The sequence below is a fragment of the Isoptericola sp. NPDC057559 genome (assembly GCF_042801555.1).
In the GTDB taxonomy this organism is placed as follows: domain Bacteria; phylum Actinomycetota; class Actinomycetes; order Actinomycetales; family Cellulomonadaceae; genus Isoptericola.
Genome location: NZ_JBHVFQ010000001.1, coordinates 185,816 through 200,176, shown reverse-complemented (window position 1 = coordinate 200,176; position 14,361 = coordinate 185,816). Strand labels below are relative to the sequence as shown.

The 14,361-nt window shown below is 76.0% G+C and carries 11 protein-coding genes; 3 read left to right on the top strand and 8 right to left on the bottom strand.

Annotation, left to right across the window (positions count from 1 at the left end):
- Nucleotides 1–31 precede the first annotated feature (31 nt).
- Nucleotides 32–2,326, bottom strand: a complete 2,295-nt coding sequence (locus ACFU5J_RS00870; RefSeq protein ID WP_430577491.1) for a HelD family protein — start codon at nt 2,324–2,326, stop codon at nt 32–34.
- 358 nt (nt 2,327–2,684) lie between these two features.
- On the opposite strand from ACFU5J_RS00870, the gene ACFU5J_RS00865 reads away from it, so the two are divergent.
- A complete protein-coding gene (locus ACFU5J_RS00865; protein ID WP_430577755.1) occupies nt 2,685–4,889 on the top strand; it encodes a heavy metal translocating P-type ATPase in 2,205 nt (734 codons plus the stop codon).
- Between the two features lie 81 nt (nt 4,890–4,970).
- Here ACFU5J_RS00865 and ACFU5J_RS00860 read toward each other — a convergent pair whose 3' ends face one another.
- Nucleotides 4,971–6,227, bottom strand: coding sequence for an MFS transporter (locus ACFU5J_RS00860; protein WP_430573417.1), 1,257 nt, complete (start codon nt 6,225–6,227; stop codon nt 4,971–4,973).
- Between the two features lie 76 nt (nt 6,228–6,303).
- Nucleotides 6,304–7,842: an alpha-N-arabinofuranosidase gene (locus ACFU5J_RS00855; RefSeq protein ID WP_430577490.1), complete on the bottom strand. Its 1,539-nt coding sequence runs from the start codon at nt 7,840–7,842 to the stop codon at nt 6,304–6,306.
- Nucleotides 7,843–7,965: 123 nt separating this feature from the next.
- Between ACFU5J_RS00855 and ACFU5J_RS00850 the strand changes: the two genes are divergently transcribed.
- Together ACFU5J_RS00850 and ACFU5J_RS00845 are read left to right on the top strand one after the other, a co-directional pair.
- Nucleotides 7,966–8,943, top strand: coding sequence for an alpha/beta hydrolase (locus ACFU5J_RS00850; RefSeq protein WP_430577489.1), 978 nt, complete (start codon nt 7,966–7,968; stop codon nt 8,941–8,943).
- A 129-nt stretch (nt 8,944–9,072) separates the two neighbouring features.
- Nucleotides 9,073–9,645 (top strand): DUF2127 domain-containing protein, encoded by a 573-nt coding sequence (locus ACFU5J_RS00845; RefSeq protein ID WP_430573414.1) that lies wholly within the window; start codon nt 9,073–9,075, stop codon nt 9,643–9,645.
- On the opposite strand, the gene ACFU5J_RS00840 is transcribed toward ACFU5J_RS00845, so the two are convergent.
- The 5 genes from ACFU5J_RS00840 to ACFU5J_RS00820 form a co-directional block, all read right to left on the bottom strand.
- A complete protein-coding gene (locus ACFU5J_RS00840) occupies nt 9,626–9,916 on the bottom strand; it encodes a DUF1905 domain-containing protein (RefSeq protein WP_430573413.1) in 291 nt (96 codons plus the stop codon). The two genes, ACFU5J_RS00845 and ACFU5J_RS00840, sit on opposite strands and share 20 nt — an antisense overlap.
- A 49-nt stretch (nt 9,917–9,965) precedes the next feature.
- Nucleotides 9,966–11,582, bottom strand: coding sequence for an alpha-amylase family glycosyl hydrolase (locus ACFU5J_RS00835; protein WP_430577488.1), 1,617 nt, complete (start codon nt 11,580–11,582; stop codon nt 9,966–9,968).
- Between the two features lie 43 nt (nt 11,583–11,625).
- The gene (locus tag ACFU5J_RS00830) at nt 11,626–12,360 is read right to left on the bottom strand and encodes a VIT family protein (protein WP_430573411.1); all 735 of its coding nucleotides are present in this window, start codon (nt 12,358–12,360) and stop codon (nt 11,626–11,628) included.
- A 61-nt stretch (nt 12,361–12,421) separates the two neighbouring features.
- A complete protein-coding gene (locus tag ACFU5J_RS00825; RefSeq protein ID WP_430577487.1) occupies nt 12,422–13,672 on the bottom strand; it encodes an MFS transporter in 1,251 nt (416 codons plus the stop codon).
- Entirely contained in the window at nt 13,669–14,277 is a 609-nt protein-coding gene (locus ACFU5J_RS00820) for a winged helix-turn-helix domain-containing protein (protein ID WP_430577486.1), read from the bottom strand. The genes ACFU5J_RS00825 and ACFU5J_RS00820 overlap by 4 nt, the downstream gene beginning before the upstream one ends.
- Nucleotides 14,278–14,361 lie beyond the last annotated feature (84 nt).

The window sequence follows — 14,361 nt, the reverse complement described above, 5'->3', positions numbered from 1 at the left end:
TGCCCGGGGCGCGCAGTCGATTTGAGGAAGGTCAGAGGGAGCCCACCACCACCTGGCCGAGCTCCTGCGTGCAGCGCGTCAGCGCCACGTACAGCCCGTTCCAGCCGCGCGGCTCCGCCGCGATCCCGTCCGGGTCGACCACGACGGCGCCGTCCCACTCCAGGCCCTTCGCGTCCGTGGCGGACATCGCCGGCGTGCCGTCCGGCAGGGCCGCGCGGAGCCCCGCGAGCCGCGCGACGGGCGCGACCACCCCCACCGTGCCGCCCTCGTACCGCGCCGCCATGCCGGTGACCGCGTCGGCGACCAGGGCCGGGAGCCCGTCCTCCGTGGTGGCGCGCCGCCACGGCGCGACGGGCGCGGAGCGGACCGCGCGCGGCGGGTCGTTGCGGCTCCCCGCGCGGCGCAGCACCGGGCCGGTGAGCTCCATGACCTCGCGCGGCGTGCGGTAGCAGATGGTGAGGTCGGCGCGCCGCCAGCGGTCGCCGAGGGCGTCGCCCACGGCCTCGCCCCAGTCCGTCTGGCGGTGCGCGGACGACGCCTGGTCGATGTCGCCCACCGCCGTCACCGACCGGGTGGGGCAGCGGCGCACCACCATGTGCCACTGCATCCCGGACAGCTCCTGCGCCTCGTCCACCACGACGTGGCCGTACGTCCAGTCCCGCCGCGCGGCCGCACGGCCGGCCACGAAGACGCCGTCCTCGTCGTCCGTGCCGTCGTCCCTGCCGTCGACGCTGGCCCGGGGGTCGTCCCGGCCGGCGCCGTCGTCCGCGGGCGAGCCGAGCAGCTCGGCCAGCGCGTCGAGCAGCGGGACGTCGCTGCTCGCCCAGCCGGCGGCGCCGCCCGCGGGCTCGGCGGCCACGCGCGCGACGTCCGCGTCCGTGAGACCGGACCCGGTGCCCGGGCCCGCGTGGGCGCGCAGCAGGTCGGCGTCGCCGAGCAGCCGGGTCAGCTCGTCGGCGGCGACGCGGCGCGGCCACCAGGCGTCGAGCGCCGCCGCGACGCCCCGGTCGGCGGCGACGCGCTCGCGCAGGGCGTCGAGGTCCGCGTCGGACAGCACGCCGTCGACGTCGGAGCCGGTGGCGCCGGTGTGCAGCGCGCGGTCGTCGGACCTCGCGAGCGCGGCGTCGAGCCGGCCGAGCACGTCCTCGAACCCCTCCTCCGCGCGGGCGAGCAGCTCGGCCTGGCGGTCGGCGACGGCGTCCGTGAGCAGGTCGTGCACCCGGTCCACGACGCGGTCGCGGGCGCGGTGGTACGACCCGGCCCCCGCCGCCGCACGGCGGGCCGCGGCGAGCTGCGCGGCGGGCAGCAGGTACTCCTCGCCGTCGAGCACGAGGGCGAGCGGGCCGTCCGCGGGCTCGAGCGACGTGACGAACCGGCGCAGCGCGGGCAGCCACGCCGCCCGGCCCTTGAGCTCGGCGACGTCGCGGTCCTCCGCGCGCGTCGGGCGGACGCCCGGCACGAGCGTGTCGCACGTGGCCGAGACGACCGCCGTCTCCCCGAGCGCGGGCAGCACCTGCGCGATGTAGTCGAGGAACCGCATCGACGGGCCCAGCACCAGCACCCCGCGCTCCGCCAGGTGCGGGTGCGCGAACAGCAGGTACGCGACCCGGTGCAGCGCCACCACCGTCTTGCCCGTGCCCGGCCCGCCCTGCACCACCAGCGGGGTGCGGGCGTCCGCGCGCACGACGTCGTCCTGCTCCCGCTGCAGGGTCGCGACCGCGGTGCCCATACGGCCCGTGCGCCGCTCGTCCAGGGCGGCGAGGAGGGCGCCCTCGCCGACCAGGCCCGAGTCGTCGAGGCTGCCGTCGAGCGGCTCGTCGTCCACGCCCACCACCCGGCGGCCGTCCGTGCGCACGTGCCGGCGCCGCCGCAGCCCCTGCGGGTCCACCGGCGTGGCCGTGTAGAACGGCCGGGCCACGGGGGCGCGCCAGTCGACGACGAGCGGGTCGTCGTCCTCCGTGGCGCCCGGCAGGCCCACGCGGCCGAGGTGGCGCACCGAGCCGTCGTCGCCGTCGACCCGGCCGAACACCAGGCCGTGGTCCGCCTGCCGCAGCTCCGCCCGCCGCGCCCGCAGCCGGGCGACCCGCACGCGCGCCGCGACGTCCTCCGGTCGCGCCGCGGCGAGCGTCTCCTCCAGCTCGTCGAGCACCGTGGCGCGTCGTGCCCACGCCGCGTCGAGCGTCGCCTGCTCCTCCGCGACGGCGCGCGCCGCGGGGTCTGGAGCGGCTCCCGGGTCGGTTCTCGGGGCGGTCGTCGGGGTGCTGCCGGGGCCGGTGGGAGCGGTGGCGGGCGTCGTGTTGGCGGTCTGCGGGGCGGGCTGGGGCACGGGACCTTCTTTCGTACGGCGTACGGCGGCCATCGCCCAACGCGGGCCCCCTCGGGATTGTTCCCCGCGGCGCAGGCCTGGCGCCGAACAGGTGGTTGTGCACGTTCTGGGCTCTCAGACGGTGCGCGATCGCCTGTTCGGCGTCCGTGGTCGCGGCGAACGCGCAGGTCGGAGGGACGGGCGGTCGGCATCGAGCCCTGGCGGAATACGTGGAGGGGGTATAGAGTTCCGAGCAGGAGATACCCCCTAGGGGTATCAATCGAGTCGCGAACCATCCTGACGAGACGAGGATCGAGCCGTGGACCACACCACTCCCGACCAGCACCCGGGGCACCGCCGCCCCGACGACGCCGCGCGCGTGCTGGAGCACGGTCACGACGAGCACGAGGGTCACGAGGGCCACGAGGGCCACGAGGGCCACGAGGGCCACCCTGCCCATCACGAGCACGGGCACGACCACGCCGAGCATGCCGGTGCCGGCCACGACCCGCACGCGGGTCACGACATGGCGGGCCACGACGCGCACGCGGGGCACGACATGTCGGGCCATGGGGGCCACGGTGGTCACGGCGACCACGTGGGCCAGTTCCGCCGCCTGTTCTGGATCATGCTGGCGCTGGCGGTGCCCACGGTGGCGCTGTCGCCGATGTTCGCGATGGTGCTGGGCTACGAGCTCCCCGCCGCGGCGTGGGTGGACTGGGTGTCCCCGGTGCTGGGCACGGTGATCTACGTGTGGGGCGGCAAGCCGTTCCTCACGGGGGCGGTGTCGGAGCTGCGGGCGCGCAAGCCCGGGATGATGCTGCTGATCGGCCTGGCGATCACGGTCGCGTTCGTCGCGTCGCTGGGCGCCAGCCTCGGGGTGCTCGACCACCAGCTCGACTTCTGGTGGGAGCTGGCGCTGCTGGTCGTGATCATGCTGCTGGGGCACTGGATCGAGATGCGGTCCCTGGCGCAGACCACGTCCGCGCTGGACTCGCTGGCGGCGCTGCTGCCGGACGAGGCGGAGCGGGTCGAGGGGGACGGCGCGGACCAGCGCGTCGTCACGGTGCAACCGTCGGACCTGCGCGTCGGCGACGTCGTCCTGGTCCGGCCGGGCGGCTCCGTCCCCGCGGACGGGCGCGTGGTGGACGGCCGGGCCGAGATGGACGAGTCGATGGTCACGGGCGAGTCGCGCACGGTGGCCCGCACGACGGGCGACGCCGTCACGGCGGGCACGGTCGCCACGGACTCCGGCCTGCGGGTCGAGGTCACCGCCACCGGTGACGACACGGCGCTCGCGGGCATCCAGCGGCTGGTCGCGGAGGCGCAGGCGTCGTCGTCGCGGGCCCAGCGGCTCGCGGACCGCGCGGCGGGCTGGCTGTTCTGGTTCGCGCTGGGCGCCGCCGTCGTCACGGCGATCGCCTGGACCGCCCTCGGGCTGCCGGACGACGCCGTCGTCCGCACCATCACCGTCCTCGTCATCGCCTGCCCCCACGCGCTGGGCCTGGCCATCCCGCTGGTGGTCTCCATCGCGACCGAGCGGGCGGCCCGCGGCGGCGTGCTCGTCAAGGACCGCCTGGCGCTGGAGAGCATGCGCACCGTGGACACCGTCCTCTTCGACAAGACCGGCACCCTCACCAAGGGCGAGCCGACCGTGGCCGCCGTGGCCGCGACCGGCGCGGCGCTCGACGGCGACGCCGTCCTGGCGCTGGCCGCCGCCGCGGAGGCGGACAGCGAGCACCCGCTGGCCCGGGCGATCGTCCGGGCGGCGGAGGCCCGCGGCCTCGACGTCCCGCGGGCGGCGGACTTCACCTCGTCGCCGGCGGTGGGCGTGGTCGCGACGGTGGGCGGGCACGAGGTCCGCGTCGGCGGCCCGCGCCTCCTCGAGGAGCAGGGCGCCGGCGAGGTGGCCGAGGCCGACGGGTGGCGCGCGGACGGCGCGATCATCCTGCACGTGCTGCGCGACGGCGTCGTCGTCGGCGGGCTGAAGCTCGCGGACGAGGTGCGGCCGGAGTCCGCGGAGGCGGTCGAGGCGCTGCACCGGCGGGGCGTGCAGGTCGTGATGATCACCGGCGACGCCGAGGCCGTGGCCCGGTCCGTTGCCGACGAGCTGGGCGTCGACCGCTGGTTCGCGGGGGTGCGGCCGGAGGACAAGTCGGCGCGCGTCGCGGAGCTGCAGGCCGAGGGCAAGCGGGTCGCGATGGTCGGGGACGGCGTCAACGACGCCCCGGCGCTCGCGCAGGCCGACGTCGGCATCGCCATCGGCGCGGGCACGGACGTCGCCATCGCCTCGGCCGGCGTCATCCTGGCCAGCGACGACCCCCGGTCGGTGCTGTCCGTGATCGAGCTGTCGCGGGCCAGCTACCGCAAGATGAAGCAGAACCTGTGGTGGGCGGCGGGCTACAACCTGCTGTCGGTGCCGCTGGCGGCCGGCGTGCTCGCCCCGGTCGGGTTCGTGCTGCCGATGTCCGTCGGCGCGCTGCTCATGTCGCTGTCCACCGTGGTGGTGGCGCTCAACGCGCAGCTCCTGCGGCGGCTCGACCTGCGGCCCGACGTCGCGACCCGGGCCGTCCTGGGTCGCTGAACGGCTCAGCCCGACCCGGCCTGTCCCCCCGACCGGTCGCCGAACAGGCGGTTGAGCACGGAACACGGACGCATTCCGTGCTCAACCGCCTGTTCGGCGGTCGGCCCGCCGCACGACGACGAGGTTCAGCGCGGCCGCCGCGAGCAGCACGACGGCGGTGGCGACGAAGACGGCGCGCAGGCCGTGCCGGGCCGCGACGACCCCGCCGAGGACCGGGCCGGTCACTTGGCCCACGTACTGCGCCGAGACGCCGAGGCCGAGCACGCGGCCGACGGCGTCCGGCGGGGCGAGGTGGCGCACCGCCGCGGTGATCGACGGCAGCAGGCCGCCGAGGCTCAGCCCCAGCAGCACCCGCAGGACGCCGAGCTGCCAGACGTTCGTCACGAGCGCCTGGGCGAGGGCCAGCACGCCCGCGGCGGCGAGGCAGGCCACCACCACCCGGGCGTGCCCGACCCGGTCGGCGAGCCGGCCGACCCGCGGCGCCGCGACGACGCTGCCCACGGCGGTGAGCGCGACGAGGATCCCCGCGACCCCCGCCGCGCGCGAGAGCTGACCGAGGTCCTCGACGTACACGGTGACGATCGGCTCGATCGACATCGTCGAGAACAGCAGCAGGCTCGACGTCGCGATCAGGACGGCGACGGCGCCCGGCCGCCGCACCTGCCGCCACACGCCGCCGGGGGCGCGGCGGGCCGTGCGCGGGGCGCCGGGGACGGCGCGCGGCTCGCGCAGCAGGAACGTGGTGGCGAGGAACGCCAGGAAGATCACCGCACCGCACACGACGAACGTCGGCCGGATGCCCACCCAGTCCGGCACGAAACCGCCCACCAGCGGCCCGACGACGTTGCCCGCGAGGATGCCCGACGACAGCACGCCGAGCGCCCACGCGCTGCGGTCCTTCGGCGTCTGCGCGGCCACCAGGATGGTGGCGCCCGACGAGTAGCCGCCGAGCAGCCCCACCAGCAGCCGCACGGCGACGAGCTGCTCCACGCTCTGCACGAACCCGAGCAGCGTCATCGCCACGGCCATGCCGAGGCTCGCGCGCACGAGCATCGACTTGCGGCCGAACCGGTCGCCCAGCGCCCCCCACAGCGGCGCGGTGAGCGCCGCCGTGAGGAACGTGGCCCCGTAGGCGATCCCTGACCAGCGCACCACCGCGCCCGGGTCCTCGACGCCGAGCTGCCGCACGTACTCGGGCAGGAACGGCACGAGCAGGGTCATCGCGACGAGGGTGGTGAACGAGCCGGCCGTGCCGACGGCGAGGTTGCGCCGCCAGTGCGGGTGCTCGGCGACGGCGGGGTCGGTGGGGGAGCGGTGGTCGACCGCGGGGCTGGTCACACCCCTTGGTCTACACCCACCATCCAGTGGATGGGACCATCTGTCTCACATCATGGCTAGCATTCGCGCGCGGGGACTACGACGCGAGCGCGAGGCGCACCGTCGCGAACGCCGCCGGCGGCAGCTCCACCGTGAGGACGCCGCCCTCGAGGCGCACGCCGTCCAGCGGGCGCGGCGCGACGGCGTCGGGCGCGTCGAAGGTGTTGTGCGCGGCGGGGTCGTCGGCGGCGAGCACCGTGGCGACGGGGTCGCTCACCGCGCGCCCGCGCAGGTCGACGCGCACCGACGCGGGGGCGTCCGGGTCGAGGTTCGTCAGCGAGACGAGCACCGCACCGTCCTTCGTGGACGCCGACGCCGAGACCGTTCCCACCGCCGTGCCGTCGACGTCGCGCGTGGCCCGCGCGGCGCGCTCGCGGACCGGGAGGCTCGCGGCGTCGTGGTGCCCCGCGCTCATGGCGAAGGCGTGGAACGTGGGCGTCCGGATCATCCGCGCGCCGTCCGTGAGCAGCATCGACTGCAGCACGTTGACCGTCTGCGCGATGTTCGCCAGGCGCAGGCGGCGGGCGTGGTCGTGGAAGGCGTCGAAGTGCACCGTCGCGACCAGCGCGTCGCGCATCGCGTTCTGCTGGTACAGGAAGCCGGGGTTGGTGCCCCGCTCCACGTTCCACCACGTGCCCCACTCGTCGAGAGCCAGCCCGATCTTCGCCTGCGGGTCGTAGGCGTCCATGACCGCCGAGTGGCCGGCGATGATGCGGCGCACGTCGAGCGCCTTGCGCATCGTGGCCCAGTACTCGTCGCGCGTGAACTCGGTGGCGGCGCCCTTGTCCCCCCACGTCCCGGCGAACGTGTAGAAGTGGAACGAGACCATCTGCCACAGGTCGCGCGGGTCGGCGTCGCCGAGCTTCGCGACCTGCTGCATGAGGGTCTCGGTCCACGCGTAGTCGTCGTCCGACGCCCCCGCGGCCACCCGGACCAGGCGGTTGCCGCCGTGGTCGCGGGCGTAGGTCGCGTGCTGCCGCGCGAGCGACGCGAACTGGTCGGCGCGCAGGTTGCCGCCGCAGCCCCACGGCTCGTTGCCGATGCCGAAGAACGACACGCCCCACGGCTCGTCGCGGCCGTGCTCGCGGCGCAGGCGCGCCATCGGCGAGTCGTCGCCGCGGGTCAGGTACTCCACCCAGTCCGCGGTCTCCTGCACCGTGCCCGAGCCGACGTTCCCCGAGATGTACGGGGCGGTGCCGAGCAGGTCGCACAGGGCCATGAACTCGTGCGTGCCGAACGAGTTGTCCTCCACGACGTCGCCCCAGTGGGTGTTGACGATGCGCGGGCGGTCGGCGGCCGGGCCGACGCCGTCGCGCCAGTGGTACGTGTCGGCGAAGCAGCCGCCGGGCCAGCGGAGGTTGGGGATCGCGAGCTCCCGCAGCGCCTCCACGACGTCCGTGCGGATGCCGCCGACGTTCGGGATGTCGGAGTCCTCGCCCACCCAGAACCCTTCGTAGACGCACCGGCCGAGGTGCTCGGCGAAGTGCCCGTACAGGTGGCGGCTGATCGTGGGGCCCGGGACGTCGAGGTCGACGACGGCGTCGAGGGCGAGGGTGGTCGAGGTCGGGTCGGTCACGGGGGCTCTCTCCTGCAACGTTGTAGGTGGTGGCCAGACCTTACCCGCGCGCGGCCCCGGTGGTGCCAGACTCGTCGCGTGCCGGACGACCAGGAGACCCCCGCCCCATCACCGTCGACAGCCGTGCCGGCCGCGCCGCCCGCGCCGACCGCGCCGACGTGGCTCCGCATCGCGACGCTCGTGGTGGCGGCCGCCGCCGTCGCCGTCGTCGCGTGGGCGTGCGCCACGTCGTGGGGCGCCGTCGTGCACGGGCACCCGGCGTACGCCGTGCTGCTGGCGCTGACGCTCGCGCTCGCGCTGGTCGCCGGCGTGCGGGCCCTGCGCCGCCGCCCCGCGCGGCGGGGCTGGCGGCGCGCCGGCCGGGTGGTGCTGCTCGTCGCCGGGGCCGTGGGGGTCGCCCTGGTCGCGTGGCTGCGGCCGTTCGGCGCGGTCGAGCCGGCGCTCGCCGCGATGCGCTCCGACGGCGCCGTGACCGTCACCGAGAGCGCGACGCGGTACGAGCTGGCGCCCGCGGGCGGCGGCGACGGCACGGCCGTCTTCTTCCAGCCGGGCGCCAGGGTCGACGCGCGGGCCTACGCCGCCGTGCTGCGGCCGCTCGCCGAGTCCGGGCACACGGTGGTCGTCGCCAAGCAGCCGCTCGGCATCGCGTTCCTCGCCGTCGGCGCCTTCGACGGCGCGCGCGCCGCGCTCCCCGACGAGGAGCGCTGGGTGGTGGGCGGGCACTCGCTCGGCGGCACCGTCGCGGCGATGGAGGCCGACGCAGGGGACCCCGGTGCCGACGACGGCGAGGCGCCGGCCGTCGGGCTGCTGCTGTTCGCGTCGTACCCCGCCGGCGACGTCCGCGGCACCCTGACCGCCGCCGTCGAGTCCGTGTCCGGCAGCCGCGACGGCCTGGCGACGCCCGCGAAGATCGACGCGTCGCGCGCCGACCTGCCCGCGGACAGCACGTTCACCGTCGTCGAGGGCGCCGTGCACGCGCAGTTCGGCGACTACGGCCCCCAGCCCGGCGACGGCACCCCGACGATCAGCCACGACGACGCCCGCGCGCGGATCTCCGCCGCCGCCGTCGCGTTCGTCGACCGCCTCGCCTCCGCGCGCTAGTCCCTCTGCCGCCGCGGTGGTGGACCGTCCACGACGTCGGCGGGCTGCTGGTGACCGGGCTGCTGGTGACCGGGCTGCTGGTGACCGGGCTGCTGGTGACCGGGCGGCGGGGGGACGAGAGTGGGACGGGTGACGGGCGGACGGCAGGCCCCGGAGGCGAGGGCGCGTGGCGGGCGGCGGGAGCTGGTCGCCGAGACGGCGTTCGTCGTGGGCATCCTGCTCAAGGGGCTCGACGGGCTGGTCGAGCTGGTCGCGGGCGCGGCGCTGCTGGTCCTGCGCCAGGACCAGGTGCTGGCGCTCACGCGGTCGGCGGTGGCGCAGGAGCTGCAGGAGGACCCGCACGACCTGGTGGCCCACCTGCTGCTGCACGAGGCGTCCGCGCTCAGCCACGGCACCGCCCTCGTGGCCGGGCTGTTCCTGCTGCTGCACGGGGTGGTCAAGGTCGCGATCGTGGGCGCGCTGCTGGCCGGGTCACGACGCGTCTACCCGTGGGCGGTCGGCGCGCTGGCGGCGTTCCTCGTGGTCCAGGTCGTGCAGACGGTGATCTCGCCGGGGGTGGGCGTCGCGCTCCTCACCCTGCTGGACGCCCTCGTCCTGTGGCTGACGTGGCACGAGTGGCGGCGCGGACGCTCGTTCCGTGACGCGTGGCGCAGCGTGCTGCAGGGGTGGTTCCCCGGGCGGGTCACACCCCGTCCAGGGTGAGCCGTACGACGACCTCGTCGCCGTCGGTCACGCCCTCGGGCCGGCGGACGGCGTCCTTCAGCGGCACGAGGTAGCCGCCGTCCCGGGGGAACAGCGACGTGGTGAACGTGGTGCCGCCGAGGCGGCCCGTCACCGGGATGACGCCCCAGCCGTAGGTGACCAGCGCCGCGACCGACGCGATCTGCTCCGCCTCGGCGTCGGGCACCGCGACGTAGTAGTACGGCGCGGGGCCGCGCCACTGGAAGACCTCACCGCGCACCTCGAGCTCCATGCGCCCAGCCTGCCGCCCGCCGGTGACACCCGGCGAGCGGCACGCGCGGTCAGGCCAGGTCGAGGACGGCGTACCCGTGCCCGTCGAGGTGCACGACGTCTCCCTCGGTGCGGTGGCCGCGCGCCTCCACGGGGCGCGCCCCGGCGGCGCCGGGCACCGCGATCGACACGGGCTCGCGGCCCGGGTTGAGCACGACGGCGAGGGTGCCGCGCAGGTAGGCGAACGGGTAGCCGGTGGCCAGCACCTCGACCGGGGCGGACGCGTCCAGGCGGGGGTCGGCGGTGCGCAGGTGCGCCAGCCGCCGCACGAGGTGCAGCAGCGAGGCCTCGTCGTCGAGCTGGGCGGCCACGGTGGGGCGGTCCGGGTCCGGGTCCTGCGGCAGGTACCGCGACTCGGCGACGGCGGGGCCGAGCCGCCCGGCGGGGACGTCGCCCCACTGCATGGGGGTGCGGGAGCCCGCGCGGTCGTAGGTCGGGCTGAGCCGCGACCCCTCGAACGTCGGCGTCCCGGGCACGAACCGCATGCCGATCTCGTCGCCGTAGTACACCGACGGCATCGAGGGCCAGGTGAAGGTGAGGACCAGCGCCGCCCGCGCCTGCTCGGCGTCGCGCGCCCCGGCCACCAGCCGCGTGAAGTCGTGGTTCGACGTCGGGAGCCCGGTGAGCCCGCCGCGCCCCGCCGCGGCGATCGCGCCGGTCGCCTCCTCCCAGGCGCGGACGAACGTCGCGGCGTCGCCGCGCGCCTCGGCGTCGGCCCAGCTCGGCACCTCGCCCCACGACGGGTTGACCGTGCCGGCGCCGTTGTTCCACAGGGAGCGCAGCGGCAGGCCGTCGTCGTCGCCCCCGAACTGGAGGAAGAAGTCGGCGTGGAACCCGGACGGCACGGACACGCGCGGGTCGCCCCACTCGCTGACGAGCACGCGGCCCGGGTAGGTGGCGTCCAGCCACTCGCGCGTCTCGCGCCACAGGCGCCCGGTCTCCACGAGGCCCGGGTCGTCCTTGACGAGGGACGCGGCCATGTCGACGCGGAAGCCGGCGACGCCGAGGTCGAACCAGTGCGCCATGATCTCGCGCAGCGCGGCCCGGTTGGCCCGCGGGCCCGGGGCGTCGACGGGCTGGCGCCACGGCTCGTCCGGGTGCTGCCGCGCGTACCCGAAGTTCAGCGCCGGCTGCACCGGGAAGAAGTTCGGCAGGTAGTAGCCGCCGCGGCTCCCCGGGCCGGGCTGGAACCCGTCGACCGGGGCCTCGCTCCACACGTACCGGTGGTCGTCGGGGTCGTCGGCCGACGCGACGAACCACGGGTGCTCGTCGGAGGTGTGCCCGGCCACGAGGTCCAGCAGGACCGAGATGCCGCGCTTCCCCGCCTCCTCGGTGAGCTCCGCCAGGTCGTCGTTCGTGCCGTACCGCGGCGCGATGGTGAGGAAGTCGGCGACGTCGTACCCGGCGTCGGCGAACGGCGAGACGAAGCACGGGTCGAGCCACACGGCGCCCACGCCGAGCCACCTCAGGTAGTCGAGGCGCGCGGTGATGCCGGCGAGGTCGCCGATCCCGTCGGCCCCTGCGCGGCCCGAGTCCGCGAAGCTCTGCGGGTACAGCTGGTAGAGGACGGTGCGTCCGAGGCGCGGGGCGAGGTCGGTCGCGGCGTGCGGGGACGTCGATGCTGCCAACGTGCTGCTCCTTCGCGGGTGGGGAGGCGTGGGGCTCGCGAGCCTAGGCGACGCCGGCGGTGCCCAGCAGGGAGCCCAGGGCGAACGTGACGCCGAGCGCCAGCGCGCCGCCGATCACCACGCGCGACACCGAGCGGGTGCGCGACGAGCCGCCGATCCAGGCCGCGATGGCGCCGGCGGCGCCCAGCGCGGCGAGCACGACGACGAACGTCCCGGCGATCTTCCACGGCTCGGGGATGAACAGCACCGCCAGCATCGGCAGGATGCCGCCGGCGAGGAACGCCAGCAGGGACGCCCACGCCGCGTGCCAGGGGCTGACCACGTCGTGCGGGTCGATGTTCAGCTCGGCGGCCAGGTGGGCGTGCAGCGCGTCGTGCTGGGTGAGCTCGGTGGCCACCTGCCGCGCGGTGCCCTCGCTGAGGCCCTGCTGCCGGTAGAGGCCGACGAGCTCGTCGAACTCCTCGTCCGGCATGGTCGCGAGCTCGTGCCGCTCCTTGGCGATGAGGGCCTTCTCGCTGTCGGACTGGCTGGACACCGACACGTACTCGCCGAGCGCCATCGAGATCGCGCCGCCGACGAGGGCGGCCAGGCCGGCCGTGAGCACCGGGGCGCGCTCCGGCGTCGCGGCGGCGACACCCACGACGACCGCCGCGACCGACACGATGCCGTCGTTGGCACCGAGGACGCCGGCGCGCAGCCAGTTGAGGCGCTGTGCGAGCCCGCCGGCGTGCGGCTCGTCGGGGTGACCGGTCGGGGTGGTCTCGGCGCGGGTGGACATGTGCCCAGCACAGCACCGCCCGCCCGGGGGCGCCACGGGGCGGCCGGCCCCGTGGCGCGCCTCACGTGCGCTTGCCGAGCGACAGCTCGCGGAACAGCGGGTTGCGCAGCGGGACGGCCATGAGGAGGGCCATCGCCGTGCCGAAGACGGCGAACGGCACCCACAGCGCGGTGGCCGAGGCCAGGACCCCGAAGGCGGCCATCGCCAGCGGCATGAAGACGTCGTCGCCCAGCCGGGTGATCGACGCCATCCGCCCCAGGTACGACGGGTCGACGGTGCCGGCGAACGTGGCGCCGAGCAGCGCGGAGGCGTACCCGGCCGTGAGCCCGACGACGAGGCACGCCGCCCCGGCGACGCCGACCGGGCCGGTGCCGAGCGCCACGACGGCCGCGCCCTGCACGGCCAGGGCCGCGAACCCGGCGCGCGCCTCGCGCCGGGGCCGCCAGCGGGCGACCGACAGCGCGCCGATCGCGGCGCCCAGCCCGATGCAGGCCTCCAGGATCCCCACGGCCCGGGCGCCCCAGCCGGCGTCGTGGGCGCGCAGGGCGATCCCGATGCCGACGGCGGGCCCGACGGCGAGGTTGAGGCCCGAGAGCGCGATGACGAGCGTGCGGGTGGTGGGTACGTCGCGCAGGTGGGCGAAGCCGCGGCGGATCCCGCGGAACGCGGACTCCTTGTCGGCGCGGGGCAGGGCGAACCGCGGGCGGAGCCAGATGGCGATGAACGCCACGACGAGGGCGAAGGTGACCGCGTTCGCCCCGGCGCTCCCCAGGAGCCCGGAGCGGGCGACCAGGAACCCGCCCACCGCGGAGCCGGCCATGGTGGCCAGCCGGGACGCGGTCTGGGCGACGGCCGTGTACGAGGGGAGGTCCTCGGCGCGGACGAGCTGCCGCGCGATCGTGCTCGCCGACGGCTCGTAGAACGCGTCGCACACGCCGAACGCGACGGCCGCGAGGGTGAGCAGCAGCACCGTCGGCGGCGAGGACAGCACCCACAGCGCGGCGCCGACCAGCACGGCCACCCGCAGCACGTTGCAGACGATCATGACGCGCCGCGCGTCGACCCGGTCGGCGAGGACGCCGCCGAACAGCAGCACCACGGCCCGCGGCGCGGTCCCGGCGGCCACGACCAGCCCGGCGACGGCGGGGGAGGCCACCTGCACCGCCGTCCAGGCGAGGGCGATGGACCAGATGGCGTCGCCGGCGTCGGACAGCGCCTTGACGCCGATCCACGCGTGCACGGCGCGGTCGCGGGAGAACGTCGGCGGCTCGCGCAGCAGCACGGGCTGCGCGGCGCTCGTGGTGCTGGTCATGGCACCGTGGGGAAGCCGTGGGCGAACACGAAGACGGGCATGCGCTCGGGGCGGTCGTCCGCGTCGTCGTTGGTGTCGTCGTCCGCGTCGTCATCCGGGCCGTCGTCCGGGCCGTCGCCGGCGGCGAGGCCGGCCTGCCAGGCGGCGAACGTCTCCCGCATCGCCGCGGAGAGGGCCGCCAGCTCGTCGGGGGTGGCCCAGGCGACGGTGTCGATGCTGAACGCGGCGCGCGACCACTCCGGCAGCGGGGCGGTGCGGCGGTGCCAGGCACGCAGCCGGCCGACGTGCGTCTCGACGTTCGCGCGCTCCGCCTCCCGGGCGAGCAGCGCGTCGGCGGGGGAGCCGGAGAAGTCGTCGGCCGACCAGCTCAGACCCTGCCGCGACGCCCGCCACCAGCTCGTGCGCCGGTCGCCGGTGCGGTCCGGGGCCTGCTCGACGACGCCGGCCCGCTTCAGCATCCGCAGGTGGTGGCTGACGCTGCCCACCTGCTGCCCGAGCTCGCGCGCCAGCGTGGTCACCTGGGTGGTGCCGTGCAGGCTCAGGTAGTCGTAGATGCGCCGTCGCACCGGGTGGTGCACGGCGGTGATCGCCTCGATCTGCTCCATGCCGACGACGCTAGGCGCGGGCGGGGAGGAGTACAAGACTTCTTGTATACCGCGGAATCATGCCGATCCTCGGCTCCGAGGCGG